Source organism: Actinocorallia populi (genome assembly GCF_002995495.1).
In the GTDB taxonomy this organism is placed as follows: Bacteria; Actinomycetota; Actinomycetes; order Streptosporangiales; family Streptosporangiaceae; genus Actinocorallia; species Actinocorallia populi.
The window spans coordinates 829,578-846,588 of sequence record NZ_PVZV01000002.1 but is presented as its reverse complement, the minus strand read 5'-3'; the positions used below and the strand labels follow the sequence as shown (position 1 = coordinate 846,588).

The 17,011-nt window shown below is 69.4% G+C and carries 15 protein-coding genes; 1 reads left to right on the top strand and 14 read right to left on the bottom strand.

Features of this window, described 5'->3' with window-relative positions; translation table 11 throughout:
- Positions 1-12: 12 nt before the first annotated feature.
- From manA to C2865_RS10915, 7 genes are all read right to left on the bottom strand, one after another.
- On the bottom strand, positions 13-1,137 hold the full coding sequence (gene manA, locus C2865_RS10945) for a mannose-6-phosphate isomerase, class I (RefSeq protein WP_106398235.1): 1,125 nt from the start codon (positions 1,135-1,137) through the stop codon (positions 13-15).
- 21 nt (positions 1,138-1,158) lie between these two features.
- The gene (locus C2865_RS10940) at positions 1,159-2,166 is read right to left on the bottom strand and encodes a glycoside hydrolase family 26 protein (protein ID WP_157963657.1); all 1,008 of its coding nucleotides are present in this window, start codon (positions 2,164-2,166) and stop codon (positions 1,159-1,161) included.
- Between the two features lie 71 nt (positions 2,167-2,237).
- The gene (locus C2865_RS10935; RefSeq protein ID WP_106398233.1) at positions 2,238-2,984 is read right to left on the bottom strand and encodes a polyprenol monophosphomannose synthase; all 747 of its coding nucleotides are present in this window, start codon (positions 2,982-2,984) and stop codon (positions 2,238-2,240) included.
- 25 nt (positions 2,985-3,009) lie between these two features.
- A complete protein-coding gene (locus C2865_RS10930) occupies positions 3,010-4,323 on the bottom strand; it encodes a glycosyl hydrolase (protein WP_106398232.1) in 1,314 nt (437 codons plus the stop codon).
- Between the two features lie 33 nt (positions 4,324-4,356).
- Positions 4,357-5,937, bottom strand: coding sequence for a glycosyltransferase family 39 protein (locus tag C2865_RS10925; RefSeq protein ID WP_106398231.1), 1,581 nt, complete (start codon positions 5,935-5,937; stop codon positions 4,357-4,359).
- Positions 5,927-7,099, bottom strand: a complete 1,173-nt coding sequence (locus tag C2865_RS10920; protein ID WP_106398230.1) for a glycoside hydrolase family 26 protein — start codon at positions 7,097-7,099, stop codon at positions 5,927-5,929. Before C2865_RS10920 ends, C2865_RS10925 begins: the two co-directional genes overlap by 11 nt.
- Positions 7,099-8,853: a glycosyltransferase family 2 protein gene (locus C2865_RS10915; RefSeq protein WP_232835512.1), complete on the bottom strand. Its 1,755-nt coding sequence runs from the start codon at positions 8,851-8,853 to the stop codon at positions 7,099-7,101. Before C2865_RS10915 ends, C2865_RS10920 begins: the two co-directional genes overlap by 1 nt.
- Before the next feature lie 696 nt (positions 8,854-9,549).
- Between C2865_RS10915 and C2865_RS10910 the strand changes: the two genes are divergently transcribed.
- Positions 9,550-10,596, top strand: coding sequence for an alpha/beta hydrolase (locus C2865_RS10910; RefSeq protein ID WP_106398229.1), 1,047 nt, complete (start codon positions 9,550-9,552; stop codon positions 10,594-10,596).
- 58 nt (positions 10,597-10,654) lie between these two features.
- Here C2865_RS10910 and urtE read toward each other — a convergent pair whose 3' ends face one another.
- The 7 genes from urtE to C2865_RS10875 form a co-directional block, all read right to left on the bottom strand.
- Positions 10,655-11,347, bottom strand: a complete 693-nt coding sequence (urtE, locus tag C2865_RS10905; protein WP_106398228.1) for an urea ABC transporter ATP-binding subunit UrtE — start codon at positions 11,345-11,347, stop codon at positions 10,655-10,657.
- Positions 11,347-12,126: an urea ABC transporter ATP-binding protein UrtD gene (gene urtD, locus C2865_RS10900; RefSeq protein ID WP_106398227.1), complete on the bottom strand. Its 780-nt coding sequence runs from the start codon at positions 12,124-12,126 to the stop codon at positions 11,347-11,349. The genes urtE and urtD overlap by 1 nt, the downstream gene beginning before the upstream one ends.
- Positions 12,123-13,244, bottom strand: coding sequence for an urea ABC transporter permease subunit UrtC (urtC, locus tag C2865_RS10895; RefSeq protein WP_106398226.1), 1,122 nt, complete (start codon positions 13,242-13,244; stop codon positions 12,123-12,125). The genes urtD and urtC overlap by 4 nt, the downstream gene beginning before the upstream one ends.
- The gene (gene urtB / locus C2865_RS10890; RefSeq protein WP_106398225.1) at positions 13,241-14,110 is read right to left on the bottom strand and encodes an urea ABC transporter permease subunit UrtB; all 870 of its coding nucleotides are present in this window, start codon (positions 14,108-14,110) and stop codon (positions 13,241-13,243) included. Before urtB ends, urtC begins: the two co-directional genes overlap by 4 nt.
- 79 nt (positions 14,111-14,189) lie before the next feature.
- The gene (urtA, locus tag C2865_RS10885; protein ID WP_106398224.1) at positions 14,190-15,383 is read right to left on the bottom strand and encodes an urea ABC transporter substrate-binding protein; all 1,194 of its coding nucleotides are present in this window, start codon (positions 15,381-15,383) and stop codon (positions 14,190-14,192) included.
- A gap of 216 nt (positions 15,384-15,599) precedes the next feature.
- A complete protein-coding gene (locus C2865_RS10880) occupies positions 15,600-16,295 on the bottom strand; it encodes a dimethylarginine dimethylaminohydrolase family protein (protein ID WP_106398223.1) in 696 nt (231 codons plus the stop codon).
- On the bottom strand, positions 16,292-16,864 hold the full coding sequence (locus tag C2865_RS10875; protein WP_157963656.1) for a zinc-ribbon domain-containing protein: 573 nt from the start codon (positions 16,862-16,864) through the stop codon (positions 16,292-16,294). Before C2865_RS10875 ends, C2865_RS10880 begins: the two co-directional genes overlap by 4 nt.
- Positions 16,865-17,011 lie beyond the last annotated feature (147 nt).

The window sequence follows — 17,011 nt, the reverse complement described above, 5'->3', positions numbered from 1 at the left end:
CCGCTGAGGCGATCAGCAGGGCACCGCCGCGCGGAAACCCAGACCGTTCCCGGTGACCCGCAGCGGACCGCCCTGGTGCGGGATGAAGAGCGCCTCGCCGCTGCGCAGCCGCTCGCGGCACGCGCCGCGCTCCACCGTCAGCTCGCCCTCCAGGCACAGCAGCGCTCCCGGCCCCGGCTCGGCCGCCTCCACCGCCGGAGCGGGCCGCAACCGGGTCAGCTGGAACTGGGTGACCGGCGCCGGGTAGAGGTCCTCTCCCCCGGCCATCGGCACCGGGGAGACCAGTTCCGGCAGGCCCGGGGTGAAGTCGGTGACGGTGAGCAGCTCGGGCAGGTCGATGTGCTTGGGGGTCAGGCCGCCGCGCAGCACGTTGTCGGAACTGGCCATGATCTCCACGCCCGTGCCCCGCAGGTAGGCGTGGATGGTGCGGGGCCTGGCGAACAGCGCCTGGCCGGGCCGCAGCACGACCCGGTTGAGCAGCAGCGCGGTGACCACGCCGGGGTCCTGGGGATAGCGGCGGGCCAGCAGCTCCATCCAGCCGCCGCCCGCGAGCACCTCGCCGACGAGGTCGGCGCGGTCGTGCGCGGGCCAGTTCGACAACAGCTCCAGCGCCTCGCGCGGGCCGCCGGACTCCGCCACCCGCGCCACCTCGGCCAGCCGGGGGCCGCCCAGCGCGCGCAGCCCCTCGGCCGCCGCCGCGACCGGGCGGAACCCGCACAGCGCCTCGAAGTCGGTGACCGCGTAGACGAGCTCCGGCTTCGGCCAGTCGTCGTGGTAGCAGCGCTTGGGGTCGCCCGCGGGGAGCCCGCACGACTCCTCCCGCGCGAACCCCTCGGCCGCCTGCCCGCCGTCCGGGTGCACCTGCAGGGACAGCGGGGCGTCGACCGCCAGCACCTTCAGCAGGAAGGGCAGGCGGTCGACTCCGGGACCGAGCATCCGGAGCGGGTCACGGTCGATGCGCTCCAGCAGCGAGCCCTCCCCGGCGATCCGGGACGGATCGCCGGGGTGCGCGCCGATCCACAGTTCGGCCTCCGGACCGGCGCTGGGCGCCGGCCTGCCGAGCAGCCCCGCCAGGACGTCGCGAGAACCCCAGTCGTAGGTCCGTATCGGGTTGTCCAGCCGCAGCAGCTCGGTCATGTGGTCATTCTCTCTCGATCGTCAGGAGCGACCGAAAGAGTACTTGGTGACGAGGGAGCGGAACGTCTTCAGCGACGACTTGTTGGCTTCCAGACGGTAATCCGCCTTCTCGGTCTTCCTCTTGTCCATGTTGAACCAGATGAGACCGATGATGTCCTTACGCTTAGCGACCGTCTTGACCAGTTCCGTGATCTTCTTGTCACGGCCCGGACCCGTCTGGACGCCCGTCTCGGCGATGAGGATCGGCTTCTTGGAGAACTTCTTGATCTGCTTGATCGTCGGCTCGAAGATCCACTTGAAGGTCGGGGTCTTCTGGTTCTTGCGGTAGTAGCCGATCACGCCCACCCAGTCGACGTAGGCGTTGCCCGGGTAGTACTGCTTGAGCTTGACCTTCGGCATCGGGTAGACGACGTTCGGCGTCCACAGCCACTTGACGTCGGTGGCGCCCTCCTCCTCGAAGAGGTCGTGCATGTGGCGCCACGCCTTCACGAACGTCGCGGGCTTGGTGTTCTTGGTGCCCCAGTCGTACCAGTAGCCGTTCATCTCGTGCGCGAAGCTGATCGAGATCGGGACCCCGGCGGCCTTGACCTGCTGGGCGTAGGTGCGGATGACGTCGTCGCTCTCGCCGTCGGCGATCGCCTCGATCGTGCCGACGCCGTGCGGCTCGATCTCCAGCTGCGGCAGCGCGCCGGCCTTCCACGCCGCCTTCGCCCAGTCCGCCGGGAAGCCCGAGGGCCAGGCGTGGAAGAACTTGGCGATGTTCGGCTTGCGCCCCACCCTCTTCTTGAAGAGGTTCGCCTGCGGGCCCGGCTTGTTCTTGTACTTGCCCTCGACATAGATGCCGAGGTAGTCGCGCTTGGGCGCGCGGGCCGTCTCGGTGTCCTGCCCGCCGGTCCTTCCCGGCGGGTGCGCTTCCGTGGCCTGCGCGGCGGGCGTCGTGGCGGGGGCGCTCACCGGGCCCTCACTCGACGAGCACCCGGTGACGAGCGCGAGCGGCAACGCCGTTGCCGCGAGATACCGGAACTTCATCAGGCCTCCAGGCCGATCGGGTGGGCTGGTCGGGGGCGGGGGTCTGGTGGGGGGATCCGGGGCCGCTGCCCCTAGGAGCGGGGGTCCTTCGCGCCGAGCCTGCCGCGGACGCCCCATCGGGTCACCCGCCACATCGCCTCGGCCACGATGTTGCCGTTCATCTTGCTGACGCCGAGCTCGCGCTCGACGAAGTTGATCGGGACCTCCACGACGTGCAGGCCGGCACGGACGGCCCGCAACGCCATGTCGATCTGGAAGCAGTACCCGCGGGAGTCGACCTCGTCGAGACCGATCTTCTCCAGCGCGGTGCTGCGGAACGCACGATAGCCAGCGGTGGCGTCGTGCAGGGGGATGCCGAGCATGAGCCTGGCGTAGGTGTTGCCGCCGCGAGAGAGCACCTCGCGGGACATCGGCCAGTTGTGCACCTTGCCGCCGCGCACCCACCGCGAACCGATGGCCAGGTCCGCGTCACGCAGCGCCGCCAGGAGCAGGGACAGTTCCTCGGGCCGGTGAGAGCCGTCGGCGTCCATCTCCACGATGACGTCATAACCGCGGTCCAGGGCCCAGCGGAACCCGGCGATGTACGCCGCGCCCAGCCCGTCCTTGGCCGTGCGGTGCAGCACGTGCACCTGCCCGTCCTCGGCCGCCAGTGAGTCGGCCAGGTCCCCGGTGCCGTCCGGGCTGTTGTCGTCGACGACCAGCACGTCGGCATCGGGCGTCGCCGCCCTGACCCGCTGCACGATCAGCGGGAGGTTGAGCCGCTCGTTGTAGGTCGGGATCACCACGACCACGCGTCCGAGCGGTTCGGGGGCGCTCATGCCTGCCCTCCTCACCTGGCGAGAGTTACTTGTGGGTCCTGGCGTTGTACTTCATCTTCTGCGGCGTCCTGGGGTGGAAGCCGAAGGCCGCCTTGTGGATGTACTTCTTGAAGGCGCGGGTCGACGCGGCGTTCCGGTCGATGCGGAAGTCTATCTCCGTCGGCTTGTTGTAGCTGAACCACAGGAAGCCGATGACGTCCGAACGCTTCGCCACGTTGTAGAGGAAGTTGTAGATGTCCTTGGGACGGTTGTAGTTGTCCATGCCCATCTCGGGAATGAAGATCGGCTTGTTGGAGATCTTCTTGAGCGCGCGGATGGTCGGCATGAAGACCTCGTTGAAGGTGCGGTACCAGCCCTTCTCGCCGTAGTAGTAGCCCACCGTGCCGAGCCAGTCCACGTAGGAGTTGCCGGGGTAGAACTGCTTCAGGCCCACCTGCGGCCGGGCGCCGACCTGGTTGGTCTGCCAGAGCCAGATGGCGTTCGTGGCGCCCTCGGCCTTGAAGATGTCGTGCATGCGGCGCCAGGCGGCCCGGAAGTCGCTCGGCTTGTTCTTCACCTGGCAGGCGTTGGACTCCGGCTTGGACCTCGTCCCGCAGTAGCCCCAGGCGTACCAGTCGCCGTTCATCTCGTGCCACGGGCTGAAGACGACCGGCACGTTGGCCTGGCGGATGCCCTGGGCCAGGGCGCGGATGAACTCGTCGTGCTCGCCCCCCGCCACCTGGGCGATGGTCGCCGCGTTGGGGTCGGTCATCTCGAGCTCGTACTGCGGGATCGCGCCCTGCGCCCAGATCTGCTGCGCCCAGTTGGGGTCGAAGCCGTTGCCCCAGTTGTAGAAGCTCTTGATCATGTTCGGCTGCATGCCGACCTTGCGGCCCAGCGCCCTGCGGTCCGCGATCTGGTTGCGCGCCTGGTCGGTGAAGACGCCGAAGATCTCCCGCCGGGGGTAGATCAGCTTGTTGACGTTGTAGGCGCCGGGGGCGTTGTAGCGCTTGAAGTTCTTCGGCGGCTTCATGTTGTAGACGACCTTGCCGCCGCTGGTGCCGACCGGGGCGGCGGGGCGGGCGGTGCGCGAGGAGGTGGTGTCGTCCTCCATCTGGCCCGCCGGGCCGGTGACCGGCTCGGACGCGGGGGGCTCCGCCTCGGGACCGGCGGGCTCGGCCTGGACGGCCATCGGCTCGGGGGGGACTTCTTCGGTGTAGACGTCCCGGCCGCTGGCCTCCGTGTCGATGACGATCGGGGCCTTCTTCTCGGGGGCGGCCTGGGGGGCGCCGCCCGACGCGCATCCGGCGGCCAGGACCGCGGGGAGCGCCAGGGCTATGAGGGGTCTGATGGGCTTCATGTCAGCGAATGCTCCAGGTGGGGGGTATAGCAGTTACTGGCCCGGCTTGGACGTCACGGGCGCCAGATTCTTGATCCAGATCTGGTGGGTGTGGATGTCCCAGCCGAGCTGGAAGGGGACGCCGGTCAGCATGCGGTACCGGCCTTCCTTCGCGAGCTGGTCGAGCACCGCCTGCTCCTCGTCGGAGCGGGTGGGGGTCTCGATGACGACCAGGTCGTATGTCCCCTTCCGCAGCGCCGCCTCCAGGCCGGTGGCGCCGTTCATGGGTTTGTCGGCGATGGCCGTCCACTGGGACGACTCGTAGTTCTCCATGTGGAAGCTGAAGGTGCGGGGGTCGGAGGCCAGGTAGCTGCCCTTGTCCGCCACCTCGCCGTCCAGCACCTTGGCGATGTTCTCGTAGTCGGGCCACAGCTTGTACTCGTACTCCGACTGGGCCATGCCCAGGGCGAGCAGCGCGACCGCCGCCATGATGCCGATCTGCGGGAAGCGGAAGTGCGCGCCGATCATGCGCACCAGGCCGACGCCGACGATCGCGGCGGCCAGCAGCGCGCCGAAGGCCAGGCCGGGCCGCCACAACGTGCCGGAGACCGGGGTCGCCATGAGCAGGAGCGGCGACAGCAGCGCCGGCAGCAGGAACGCCGTGCACAGCAGCAGGCGCCACACCGGGCTGGGGTCGGGGCTCGCGCCGTTCGGGACCTCGCCCATGCGGGCCCTGCGCACGTACATGACCATGCCGAAGATCCCGAAGGCCAGGAACAGGCCGAGCCAGTTGAACCAGCCGCGGAACAGCTCCGTCAGCTCCGGCGTCTCCGGCGTCGTCAGGCCCGAGGTGGCCACCATGTAGTAGACGGCCGAGATCAGGAAGGCGACGCCCAGCGACGCGGCCCGCACCATCGCCTGCGCGACCGAGGTGTGGCGCAACGACACCAGCACCACCAGCAGCAGGACCGACGGCAGGTAGAACAGCGCCGCGTACTTGACGACCACGGCCAGCAGCGCCACCGGCCCGGCGGCGATCGCCGGCCAGAGCGGGCCGCTGCGGCTGAGCACCACCAGCCAGACGGCGCCGGCCAGCAGCAGGAGGGACAATGCGTCCTCGGTGGCCAGCGCGCCCAGCACCAGGGTCGGCGCGGCGACGCTGAAGGCGCCCGCGGCGCTCAGGCCCACCCGCTCGTTGAACAGGCGGGTGCTCCAGGAGTACAGCAGCCCGGTGGCGCAGACCATGAAGATCATGCTGAGGAACCGCACGCCGCCCAGGCCGAGCGCGCCGTACATGACGTCCGCGACCGCCGGGTACAGGCCCGAGCCGGTGAAGAACTCACCGGTGCGGAAGTCCGGGAGGGTCTGCAGCTCGCCCGGGGAGGCGGAGTTGGTCAGCCGGAACGACAGCAGCCCCTGCAGGAGCAGCAGGCCCATCAGGACGAACCGGCTCAGCCAGGCGCGGCGCGCGCTGTTGCCCGGCGCCCACGCGATCGGGGGGGCCGTGGGGATGTGGTAGGGGGCCGCGCGGACGTTCGACCGGTACTTGTTGGGCTCCTCCTGCTGCTTCTGCCTCCGCGGCGGCTGGGGACGGCCCCGGTCCGGGCGTATGTCGAAACTCGTCTCAGTTGTCATCGATCAGCTGCTTAGGGTCAAAGCCGAGGTGGTTACCGTACTTCGGGGTCTGGAGTATCTGCTTGTACTTCTTGAGTGCGGCAGGCTGTGACTCGACCCGGAAATCTACGACTTCCCCGAACTCTTCCTTCTTGACGTCGAACCAGACGAACCCCACGATGTCGCCCTTCCTCAGGAAGGGCAGGGTCTTCTTCTCGAAGAGGATCCCGGCGAAGAGGTTCACCACGTCGTCCGCCTTGCGCAGGGTGGCGGTGGAACCCGTCTCAGCGATGACGACCGGCTTCTTGGTGAAGCTCCTGAGGTCTCTCAGAAGATCCCCGAAGACGTTCTGGAAGATCTTGGAGTCCTTCTTGGTCGGGGGGTTCGGCTCGTTCATGTAGCCGCTGATGCCGATCCAGTCGACGTACTCGTCACCCGGGTAGAAGTCCTTCATGGCCGGCATGCCCGGGCTCTGGGCCGTGTTCGGGCTCCACACCCAGATCACGTTGCCCGCGCCGACCTCGGTGAAGATGTCGTGGATGTGCCGCCAGGCGGCGGCGAAGTCCTCGGCGGTGTTCTCCTTGGACTCGCCCTGGCAGGCGATGCCGATGTCCTCTTCGTCCCTGGGCTTCTCGTTGGGCTTGCCCGCGTTGATGTGCGTGCCGCCCCTGCTGCAGAAGCCCCACGGGTACCACCAGCCGTTCATCTCGTGGCCCCAGGAGTAGGCCAGCGGGATGTTGGACTCCTTGACCTCGATGGCGTACGACCTGATGTCGTCGTCGTACTTGCCGTCGATGTAGTCCTTGAGGGTCCCCTCCATCGGCTCGACGTCGGCGAAGGGCAGCGCTCCGGCCTCCCAGACGCGCTTGTTCTCCTTCTCCTTGAAGTCCGAGCCGACCTCCTCGAAGTACTTCAGGAGGTTGTGCGGCTTGCCGACCTTCTCGCCGAACTCGTTCATCCGCTCGATGCCCGAGTCGATCGTGTTGTCGTAGGCGAGGCCGAGGTACTCGTTCTCCGGATGGATCAGCTTCCGGATGTCGACCGGGTCGACCGCCTTGAGTTCCCCGACCTTCTCGGCCGCGTGGTAGGCGTCCCGGTCCAGTGCGGGGTCGCCGCACGCGGCCAGCGCGAGGGCGCCGGCCAGCGTGAAAGCGGCGACCCGCAGGCCGCGAGAGAGAGTCATCAGTCTTCGTCCGCTTTCAGGAATTCACGGGGCTCCACGAGCACCCGGCCCACCACGACCGCGTAGAACAGCGCGGTGCTCAGTGCCATGGCCACGTCCGGGGGATACATGGTAGCCATGCGCCAGCAGGACAGGCCGACCCAGATGATGGAGCACCCGCCGCTCCAGACGGCGTAGGCGATGATGACGCGGCGCATCTTGTTCTTCTTGACGCCGCTGGAGCCGGACGGCTTCCAGCCCATCTCGCGGCCGCGGACCATGTCCCACAGGGCGAACACGTGGGCCCAGCCCTGCATCATGCCCACGGCCCAGGCCTCGAGCCGGAACGGCGCGCGGTGCCAGGCCGGGAAGATGATCGTCGCGTAGATGAGGCTGGGCAGCAGCCACACCATGTGCTTGAGGTTCATCAGGTCCGGGGCGCCGATCAGCATCATGATCGGCAGGATCGGCGCGACGAAGGTGAACAGCGCGGTGTGCAGGTAGTACAGCATGCCCGCGGAGAACGAGATCTTCGTCGAGACCGGCAGCGGGGCCTTCCAGAACTTCTTCGCGCCCAGCAGCGAGAAGGAGCCCATGCACCAGCGGTACTGCTGGTTGTGGAACGCGCCGGGGTTGTCCGGGCAGACGCCCGCCGACAGCGCGATCGGCACGTACTTGGTGCCCCAGCCCAGGACCTGGAGGTCGTAGCCGGTGTGGATGTCCTCGGAGTGCTCGATGAGCGTGGTGCCGTTGTTGTCGTTCAGGGCGGCGCGGCGGTACACCGCGCAGCTGCCGACGCAGATCGAGCCGTTGCGGCGCTGCCGCGACACCTGGACCGAACGGTAGAAGAGCTCCTGCGAGGCGCCCGCGCCGCGCTCCACCCAGGTCTGGTGGTCCAGGACCCGGAAGAACTGCGGGGTCTGCACGATGCCGACGTCCGGCTCGTCGTACATGACCGGCAGGACCTCGTCGAGGATGTCGTGCCGGGGCGCGAAGTCGGCGTCCAGCAGCAGGATGAAGTCGCCGTCGGAGCTGTGGAAGCCGAACTGCAGGTTGCCGGCCTTCTTGTACCAGCCCTGGTTGGGCCGCGAGCCGTAGCGGAACCCGAAGTCGGCGGCCATCGCCGCCAGCTCGGGGCTGGCCCCGTCGTCCAGGACGTAGGGGACGACCTTGCCGGGGTAGTGCTCGACGACCCTGCGCACGGCGGTCCACGTGTTGTGGATCACCTCGATCGGCTCGCCGCAGACCGGCAGGAAGACGTCGACGCTGGGGTAGACGTCCGGCTTCCAGTTGTCGACGATCTTCTTGTGGTGCTTGAGGTCGAAGTTCTTGCTGAACAGGTCGATCCGCAGCGACAGCACGTAGTTGAGCACCGTGAAGAACAGGAACGGTGCGGCGAGCCACAGCGCGCTGATCGAGACGAACTTGACCGCGGTGATCGCCAGGAAGATGAAGCTGACCAGCGAACCGACGTTCATGACCCACAGGTGCCGGGCGACGTAGGAGTACTTCTCCTCGTCGTTCGGCGGCTGCGGCAGCAGCGGGGACGGGTCGGGGATCGGGGGGACCGGCCGGAGCCGGCGGCCGCGCGGCTGGGGCCGCCGCGGCATCGGCGGCAGGTCCTCCATGGTGCGCAGCGTGTCGCCGCCCACGGGGCCCGGAGGCACGGGGCGGCGCGGCGGCCGGGGACCCGGGGTCCGGGGCCGGGGCGCCTGGCCCACCCGCATCCCGGCCGGCGGCTGCGCCGGGGGCCGGGCGGGCCGCTGGGCGGCCATCGGTTGGGGCTGGGGCTGGGGCGGGGGCGGGGCAACGGGTCTTCCCTGCCGGGGGACGGCTGGCGGTACAGGCGGACGCATCTGCCGGGTCACGGCCTGGGGCTGGGCAGCCTGCGGGGCACCGTCAGTGAGCCACTCGTAGTCCGGCCCACCCGGCGAGGTCGACGATGATGTCGACATGTCGGTCACAGAGCGCCTCTCCACGAACACGAAAAGCGGCACACGCCGCACGAAACGGTCTAGACCCTATATGACCCACGTTGCCCAGAAGTTACTTTCGGCGCGATTGATAGGGCTCTAAGTGGATAGAGATGGAAGGTCCGTTACGGTGCGTCAACCCCCCTCCCGGGGGTACGTGACGGCGATCACTCTAACACCTCCGAACTTTTCGACCTCGTGGTGAATCCAACGGTCATGGGTCTGTCTGCGCCCTGGTGACGGGGTCCGCGGCCCTGTCAGAGGAATGGCCGCGCACCATTGAAAAGCAACTGCTCCCCCCGTTGTTTGATCTTCCGCGTCCCATTGTTGAAGACAAGTGGATGTGTCAACTCGCGTCAACTACTTGTCGCGAGTCGGCAGAGGTCACAGCTTCACCAAGTTACACAGAGTGAGACAAGTAGCGCCAAAGACGGATGTTCCGCTAGGTTCTGCTATCCATCATCGTGTCCAAAAAGACAGGTCCAAGGGGACAGCCTCGTGCATGCAATCACCCGACGTGGCGCGATCTCGACCGTCGCCCTCTCCAGCCTGGTCACCGTGCTGCGCCCCGGATCGGCCTCCGCCGCCGCCCCCGCAGACGGCGGCGCCGCGGTGGTGGGCGAACAGATGGTGCGCGAGCGCACTCTGGACATCACCATCAACACCCCGTCCATCCCGTTCATGCAGCCCAAGGCGCGCATCCTGCTGCCCCGCGGCTGGAGCAAGAACGCCGGGCGCACCTGGCCGACCCTCTACGTCTACGGCGGCGGAGGCGAGGGCGACTACCAGGGCTGGGACGTCATGACCGACATCCGCGACCTCGCGGCCAAGTGGGACGTGATCGTGGTCATGCCCGAAGGCGGCGTCAGCGCGGGGTTCACCGACTGGTACAACGGCGGCAAGGGCGGCCCGCCCAAGTGGGAGACCTTCCACACCCAGGAGGTCGTCCAGCTGATGGAGCGCAACTACCGCGCCGGCAAGTCCCGCGCGGTCATGGGCATCTCCTCCGGCGGCCAGGGCGCGATCACCTACGCCGCGCGCCACCGCGGCCTCTTCCGCTACGCGGCCTCCTACAGCGGCATCCTGCACATGACCAAGCCCGGCGTCTCCACGCTGATGGCCCTGGCCGACATGACCTCCAGCGTCGAGACCAGCCCCGAGATCAAGTGGGGCGACCCGGTCCGCAACCGCGACAACTGGCTGATGCACGACCCGTACTACCTGGCGGGCAACCTGCGCGGCACCGGCCTGTACATCTCCTCCGGCACCACGGGCAAGGCCGGGCCGCTGGACGCCAAGTTCGCGGACGTGCTCGAGCAGCAGGGCAACGTGGCGGGGGCGCTGCAGTACCAGGTGGTCGGCGGCGTCGGCGAGCAGATCTGCGGCGTCACCTCCCGGTCGATGGTCGACCGGCTCCGGGCGATGAAGATCCCGGTGACCGCCCACCTGTACGGCGACGGCATGCACAACTGGGCCTACTGGAACCGCGAGTACAAGCTGGCCTGGCCGCTGATCATGAAGTCGCTGAAGGCCCGCGCGTACTGAACGGCGCGCGAGGGGCGGCACCGGCCCGGCCGGTGCCGCCCCTTCGCCTTCCGGCGGCTCACACGGCCAGCATGCGGCTCACCTTCTCGTCGCGCAGGTCCCCCGCCTCGCCCGCGTGCACCACGTGCCCGCCCTCGAGGATGACGAACCGGTCGGCCAGGCGCAGCGCCAGCTCCAGGTACTGCTCCACCAGGAGGATCGCCAGCCCTGTGCCGTGCAGGCGCTCGATCGCCTCCTCGATCTCCAGCACGATGTTGGGCTGGATGCCCTCGGTCGGCTCGTCCAGGATCAGCATCTTCGGCCGCGTCACCAGCGCCCTGGCGATCGCGAGCTGCTGCTGCTGGCCGCCGGACAGGAACCCCGCCCGCCGCTTGAGCAGCGGCACCAGCCGCGGGAAGGCCTCCAGCGCCTCGTCCACCGCCGCCCTGTCCCGGTGGCCGGAGGCCTCCAGGGTGACCTGGAGGTTCTCGGCGACCGTGAGCTGCGGGAAGGTCTCGTGGCCCTGGGGGACGTAGCCCATGCCCAGCTTGACCCGCTCGTAGGTCCTCAGCCGGGTGACGTCCCGCCCCTCGAACTCCACGGTGCCGGCGCCCGCGCCGAGCACCCCCATGATCGTGTTCAGCAGGGTGGTCTTGCCGACCCCGTTGCGGCCCATCACGCACATCAGCTGCCCGGCGCCGACCTCGAGGTCCACGCCGAAGAGCACCCTGGCGCGGCCGTAGGCCGCCTCGAGCCCGCTCACCTTCAGCATCAGGCGGCCTCCTCCTTCTTGCGGCCCAGGTAGACCTCCTGGACCCTCGGGTCGGCCTGGACCGCCGCGACGTCGCCCTCCACCAGGACCGAGCCCTCGTGCAGGACGGTGACGGTCGAGGCGTAGCGGCGCAGGAACTCCATGTCGTGCTCGATGACGATCACGGTGTGGTCCCGGGCGATCTCGGTGAGGAGCTCGCCGGTGCGCTCCCGCTCGTCCTTGCTCATGCCCGCCACCGGCTCGTCCAGCAGGAGCAGCCGGGGCCCCTGGGCGATGAGCATGCCGATCTCCAGCCACTGGCGCTGGCCGTGCGAGAGGATCCCCGCCGGACGGTCCGCCAGGTCCTGCAGGCCGATCGTCTCCAGCGCGGCCGCCACCTCGGCGGCGACGCCCCTGCGGCGGCGCAGCAGGCTCGGCAGGGGGCGGCGGAAGCTGGCGGCCAGGTCCAGGTTCTCCAGGACCGACAGCTCCTCGAACACCACCGAGGTCTGGAACGTGCGGCCGATGCCCAGCCGGACGATCTGGTGCTCCTTGCGGCCGGCCAGCGAGGCGCCCGCGAAGGTCACCGTCCCCGACGTCGGCCGGGTCAGGCCGGTGATCACGTCGATCAGCGTGGTCTTGCCCGCGCCGTTGGGGCCGATGAGGAAGCGCAGCTCCCCCTCCCCCACGGTCAGGTCCACCCCGTCGATCGCCTTGAAGCCGTCGAAGACGACCATCAGGTCCCTGATCTCCAGCAGGCCGCCCCCCTGCTCCGCCCGTCCTTCGGGGTGCCCGCTCATACCGCGACCTCCTCTTTGACCGGGGCCGGCGGCGCGGCGGGCGCGCCGGCGGAGCGCCGCCGGGCCAGCAGGTCGCCGGCCTGGCGCGCCAGGCCGGCGATGCCCTTGGGCGCCAGCATGATCACCAGGATGAACAGCCCGCCCTGCAGGTAGGTCCAGCCCTCGGGCCAGTTCTCCGACAGGGAGGTGTGCGCCCAGTTCATCAGGACGCCGCCGAGGACCGCCCCGGCCAGCGAGAAGCGCCCGCCGATGGCCACCGCGACGAGCAGCTCGATCGAGGGCACCACGCCCAGCAGCGCGGGCGAGATGATCCCGACGACCGGCACGTACAGCGCCCCGGCGATGCCCGCCATGGCCGCCGACACCGCGAAGGTGACCGTCTTGACCGTGGCGGGGTTGTAGCCGAGGAAGCGCACCCGGTCCTCGCCGTCCCGGATGGCCACCAGCAGCCGGCCGAAACGGCTGCGCACCAGCTGGCGGGCGAGCAGGTAAAGCGCGCCCAGCACCGCCACGACCGTGAAGTAGAAGGCGCGCTGGGCGCTCTCGTCCTCGGGGTCCATGCCGAACACGTCGTAGAAGTTGGTCAGCCCGTTGGTGCCGCCGGTGAGGCCCTGCTGGCCGACCAGCCAGATCACGAACGCGGCGGCCAGCGCCTGGCTGAGGATGGCGAAGTAGGCGCCGCGCACCCGCTGGCGGAAGACCAGCAGGCCCAGCACCGAGGCGACCGCGACCGGCAGCACCACCACCATGGCCAGCGCGAAGAACGGGCTGCGGAACGGCTCCCACAGCGCGGGCAGCTCCTCGACGCCGCTCCAGACCATGAAGTCCGGCAGGCCCTCGGCCCCGGCGTCGTTCAGCTTGAGGTACATGCCCATGGAGTAGCCGCCGAGCCCGAAGAACACGCCCTGCCCGAGGGTCATCATGCCGCCCTGGCCCCAGGCCAGCCCGATGCCCAGCGCGGCTATCGCGAAGCACAGGTACTTGGCCAGCAGGCCGAGGCGGAACGGGTCGAGGGCGGCCGGGGCGATCGCGAGCAGCAGCAGCGCGACCGAGGCGAACAGCACGTGGCCGCGGTACCTTCCGGTCAGCAGGGCCCTGCCCCGCGTCAGGGCGCTCATGTCAGCGCCCGGGAGCGCAGGACGAACATGCCCTGCGGACGGAACTGCAGGAAGGCCACGATCGCGGCGAACACCACGACCTTGGCGAAGCTGGCGTCGGTCCAGAACTCCACGAAGGAGTTGAGCAGGCCCAGCGCCAGCGCGGCCAGCACGGCGCCGCGCAGCCGGCCGAGGCCGCCCGCGACGACGACCAGGAAGGCGTCGACGATGTAGTTAGTGCCCAGCGTCGGACCGATCGGGCCGATGAGGGTCAGCGCGACGCCCGCGACGCCGGCCAGGCCGGAGCCGATGAAGAAGGTGAGCTGGTCCACCCGTTCGGTGACCACCCCCGAGCAGGCGGCCAGCTCCCGGTTCTGCATGACCGCGCGCATCCGGCGGCCCTGCCTGGAGCGGTTCATGTAGCCCCAGATCGCGGCCACGCAGGCGACGGCCAGGGCCATGATGAACAGGCGGGTGTAGGGGATGGTCATCCCGGCGAGCTCGAGCCGGCCGTCGAGCCATCCCGGCGCCGTCACGTTGACGTTGGGCGCGCCGAACAGGTCGCGGGCGAGCTGCTGCAGCACCAGGCTCACGCCCCAGGTGAGCAGCAGGGTGTCCAGCGGCCGTCCGTAGAACCGGCGGATGGCCAGCCGTTCCAGGACCAGGCCCATGAGCCCGGCCACGCCGAAGGCCACCGGCAGGGCCAGCAGGACCGCCTGGCCGGCGGCGAGGTCCTGCAGCAGGTAGGCGGTGTAGGCCCCGGCCATGATGAACTCGCCGTGGGCCATGTTGATCACGCCCATCTGGCCGAAGGTGAAGGTCAGGCCCAGCGCGATGAGCAGCAGCGCGCCCGCGATGCTGAGCCCGACGGGCAGTTGGTCGAGCATCTCCCCTCCTTTCTTTGCCGTGCGGGGGGCCGCCCCGCGCCCGTGCGCGGGGCGGCCGCAGGCCGCGACGCCGGTGGCGTCAGGACAGGCCCTGGGCCCAGGGGTAGGACTTGAGGTAGGGGTCCGGCTTGATCGGCTCCTCGGAGCTCCACACCTCCTTGATCAGGCCGTCGGGCTGGATCACGCCGATCCGGGCGGTCTTGTGGACGTGCTGGTTCTCGCCGTCGATGGTGACCAGGCCCTCGGGCAGCTTCAGCTCGACCCCGGCGGACGCCTTCTTGACCGCCTCGACCTCGGTGGTCCCTGCCTTCTTCACCGACTCCGCCCACAGGTGGACGGCGTTGTAACCGGCCTCCATCGGGTCGGAGGTCACCTTGTCCGCGCCGTACTTGGCCTTGTACGCCTCGACGAAGGCCTTGTTCTCCGGGGTGTCGGTGGTCTGGTAGTAGTTCCACGCCACCGGGTGGCCCGCGACGTTCTCGACGCCGATGCCGCCCACTTCCTCCTCGGCGATGCTCACCGAGAGGACAGGCAGTTTCTCCGCCGTTCCGCCGGCGGCCTTGAACTGCTTGAAGAAGGCGACGTTGCTGTCGCCGTTCAGGGTGTTGAAGACCGCGTCGGGCCCGGCCGACATGACCTTGTTGACCAGCGTCCCGTACTCGGTGTGGCCGAGCGGGGTGTACTCCTCGCCGACCACCTCCATGCCGTTGGCCGCGGCGTAGGCCTTGATGATCTTGTTGGCGGTGCGCGGGAAGACGTAGTCGCTGCCGACCAGGAAGATCTTCTTCTTGCCCTGGTCCTTCAGGTAGTCCAGGCCGGGGATGATCTGCTGGTTGGTGGTGGCGCCGGTGTAGTAGATGTAGGGCGAGGACTCCAGCCCCTCGTACTGCACCGGGTACCACAGCAGCGCCTTCTCGGCCTCGAAGACCGGGAGCATGGCCTTGCGGCTGGCCGAGGTCCAGCCGCCGAACACGGTGGCGACCTCGTCCCTCTTGATGAGCTTGCGCGCCTTCTCGGCGAAGGTCGGCCAGTCCGAGGCGCCGTCCTCCACCACCGGTTCGATCTTCTTGCCGAGCAGCCCTCCCGCGGCGTTGATCTCCTCGATCGCCATGAGCTCGGAATTCTTGACGGTGACCTCGCTGATGGCCATGGTGCCGCTCAGCGAGTGGAGGATGCCCACCTTGATGGTGTCGCCGCCGGCGGTGCTTTCGGCCTGCTCGCCCTCACCGCAGGCGGTGAGCACCAGTGCCGCGGCGGTGGCCATGACGGCCATTTTCCGCCAGTGGGAAATACGCAACTTGCTTCTCCTCGCGAAGGTCCCCGCTTCGTTGGTCGTCCAACAAAATGCGGGAACCTTATTTCCGGGGAGACGTTCGCGTGTTAATTGCGCATTACCGAAGTACCACCGTGTGAACAAACGGTGAACCCGCCATGCGCCGGCTTGCGCCCGACGGCGGCGCGGGCGGGCGGAACGCGGGGGCCGGCCGGCTCAGACGATGAGGGAGAGGCGGTTCACCGTGCCGTCGAGGGCCTCGAACTCGCTGATGTCGACGGCCGTGACGCGCCAGCCGTCCGCGCGCAGCAGCGCCGCGGTGCGGGGGGCGCTGGCGGCCAGGAGGAGGTGGTCCCCGCCCAGCGCCACCATCCCGGCGCCGGACGGCTCGGGCGCCACGCGCAGCCCGGGGAGGCCGGAGGTGTCGATGAGGTCGGGGACGCCCAGCAGCGAGCCGTCCGGCAGCACGGCCATCGCCGACCGCAGGTGCGGGGCGCCCAGCACCTTGACCACGACCACGCGGCGGGCGGGCAGCAGCGGCGGCAGCAGGCACAGCGCCTCGTCGTCCGTGCGGGCTGACCGCCCCATGTAGAGGGCGTCGGCCGTCTGCAGGACGTCGCCGCCCTCCATGACGCACGCGCCGTCCAGGGTGAGGACCTCCAGGCCCAGCTCCCCGAGCGCCTCGGCGGTGCCGGACACCTCGGCGGCGCGTCCGGGCTCGCCGGGGCTGGCTAGGACCGCCCGGTCCCCGCACACCACGGCGGTGTCCTCGACGAACACCGTGTCGGGGCGGTCGCCGGCGGGCTCCAGCCGGCGGATCGCGAAACCCGCCTCGGCCAGGGCGTCGACATAGGCCCCGTGCTGGACGCGGGCCCGCCTCGGTCCGGGTTCCCGGACCAGGGCGGTCCTCATCGCGTCGCGCCCTCGGCCACCAGGATCACGCCCAGCGCGTGGGCGGCGCTCATGCCCAGGGACCCGGCCACCCGGCGCAGCTCCCGGCGCTCCTCCTCGCTCAGCGGGCCGTCGGCCAGGGCCACCCGGACCACCTGGGTGAGGAACCACTCCTTGGCCTCGACGGCCAGGTGGGCGCCGGCCCGCGCGATCTCCTCGCGGTGGAAGGCCTCCGGCAGCTGCAGGTCCTCGGCCAGCTCGTCGCTGGTGTAGGCCTCCTCGCCGTAGCCGCGCACGGCGTCCACGGAGCGGATCCTGGCCGGGACGCCGGCGGGGTCGCCGGACCGCAGCACCAGGCAGCAGGCGGCGCGCATGGCGGCGGGCAGCGCCGCGGCCATGGCGGCGGCGGTGGGCTGGCGCAGCACCGAGACGTTGAACCGGGTGCGGCAGGAGCGGCATTCGACCGCTTCGCCGAGACCCTTGAGGGGTACGACGGGCAGGAAGAAGAGGGTCACCCAGCGCTTGCCGCGGCGGCGCCGGTACCGGCGGTCCCCGCCGCAGGACGGGCAGTGGAAAGTGCCCTCGCCCATCGTACGGAAGCAGACCGTCAGACCGAAGACCAGAAACACCGGCTTCCCCTTCCGAAGGGTTGAAAAGTCAACATACCGACCTCCCGGGGTCCGTGGGGACGGTATGGAGAGAAGACGCTAGCGGGGGCAAACGCGACCTTCTACCCT

Coding starts and splice junctions, on each gene's coding strand:
- C2865_RS10875 (WP_157963656.1), bottom strand. CDS start 16,864: ATGGGCGAGGGCACTTTCCACTGCCCGTCCTGCGGCGGGGACCGCCGG.
- C2865_RS10915 (WP_232835512.1), bottom strand. CDS start 8,853: ATGGCCGCCCAGCGGCCCGCCCGGCCCCCGGCGCAGCCGCCGGCCGGG.
- C2865_RS10925 (WP_106398231.1), bottom strand. CDS start 5,937: ATGACAACTGAGACGAGTTTCGACATACGCCCGGACCGGGGCCGTCCC.
- C2865_RS10920 (WP_106398230.1), bottom strand. CDS start 7,099: ATGACTCTCTCTCGCGGCCTGCGGGTCGCCGCTTTCACGCTGGCCGGC.
- manA (WP_106398235.1), bottom strand. CDS start 1,137: ATGACCGAGCTGCTGCGGCTGGACAACCCGATACGGACCTACGACTGG.
- urtB (WP_106398225.1), bottom strand. CDS start 14,110: ATGCTCGACCAACTGCCCGTCGGGCTCAGCATCGCGGGCGCGCTGCTG.
- urtC (WP_106398226.1), bottom strand. CDS start 13,244: ATGAGCGCCCTGACGCGGGGCAGGGCCCTGCTGACCGGAAGGTACCGC.
- C2865_RS10935 (WP_106398233.1), bottom strand. CDS start 2,984: ATGAGCGCCCCCGAACCGCTCGGACGCGTGGTCGTGGTGATCCCGACC.
- urtD (WP_106398227.1), bottom strand. CDS start 12,126: ATGAGCGGGCACCCCGAAGGACGGGCGGAGCAGGGGGGCGGCCTGCTG.
- C2865_RS10930 (WP_106398232.1), bottom strand. CDS start 4,323: ATGAAGCCCATCAGACCCCTCATAGCCCTGGCGCTCCCCGCGGTCCTG.
- urtE (WP_106398228.1), bottom strand. CDS start 11,347: ATGCTGAAGGTGAGCGGGCTCGAGGCGGCCTACGGCCGCGCCAGGGTG.
- C2865_RS10940 (WP_157963657.1), bottom strand. CDS start 2,166: ATGAAGTTCCGGTATCTCGCGGCAACGGCGTTGCCGCTCGCGCTCGTC.
- C2865_RS10880 (WP_106398223.1), bottom strand. CDS start 16,295: ATGAGGACCGCCCTGGTCCGGGAACCCGGACCGAGGCGGGCCCGCGTC.
- urtA (WP_106398224.1), bottom strand. CDS start 15,383: ATGGCCGTCATGGCCACCGCCGCGGCACTGGTGCTCACCGCCTGCGGT.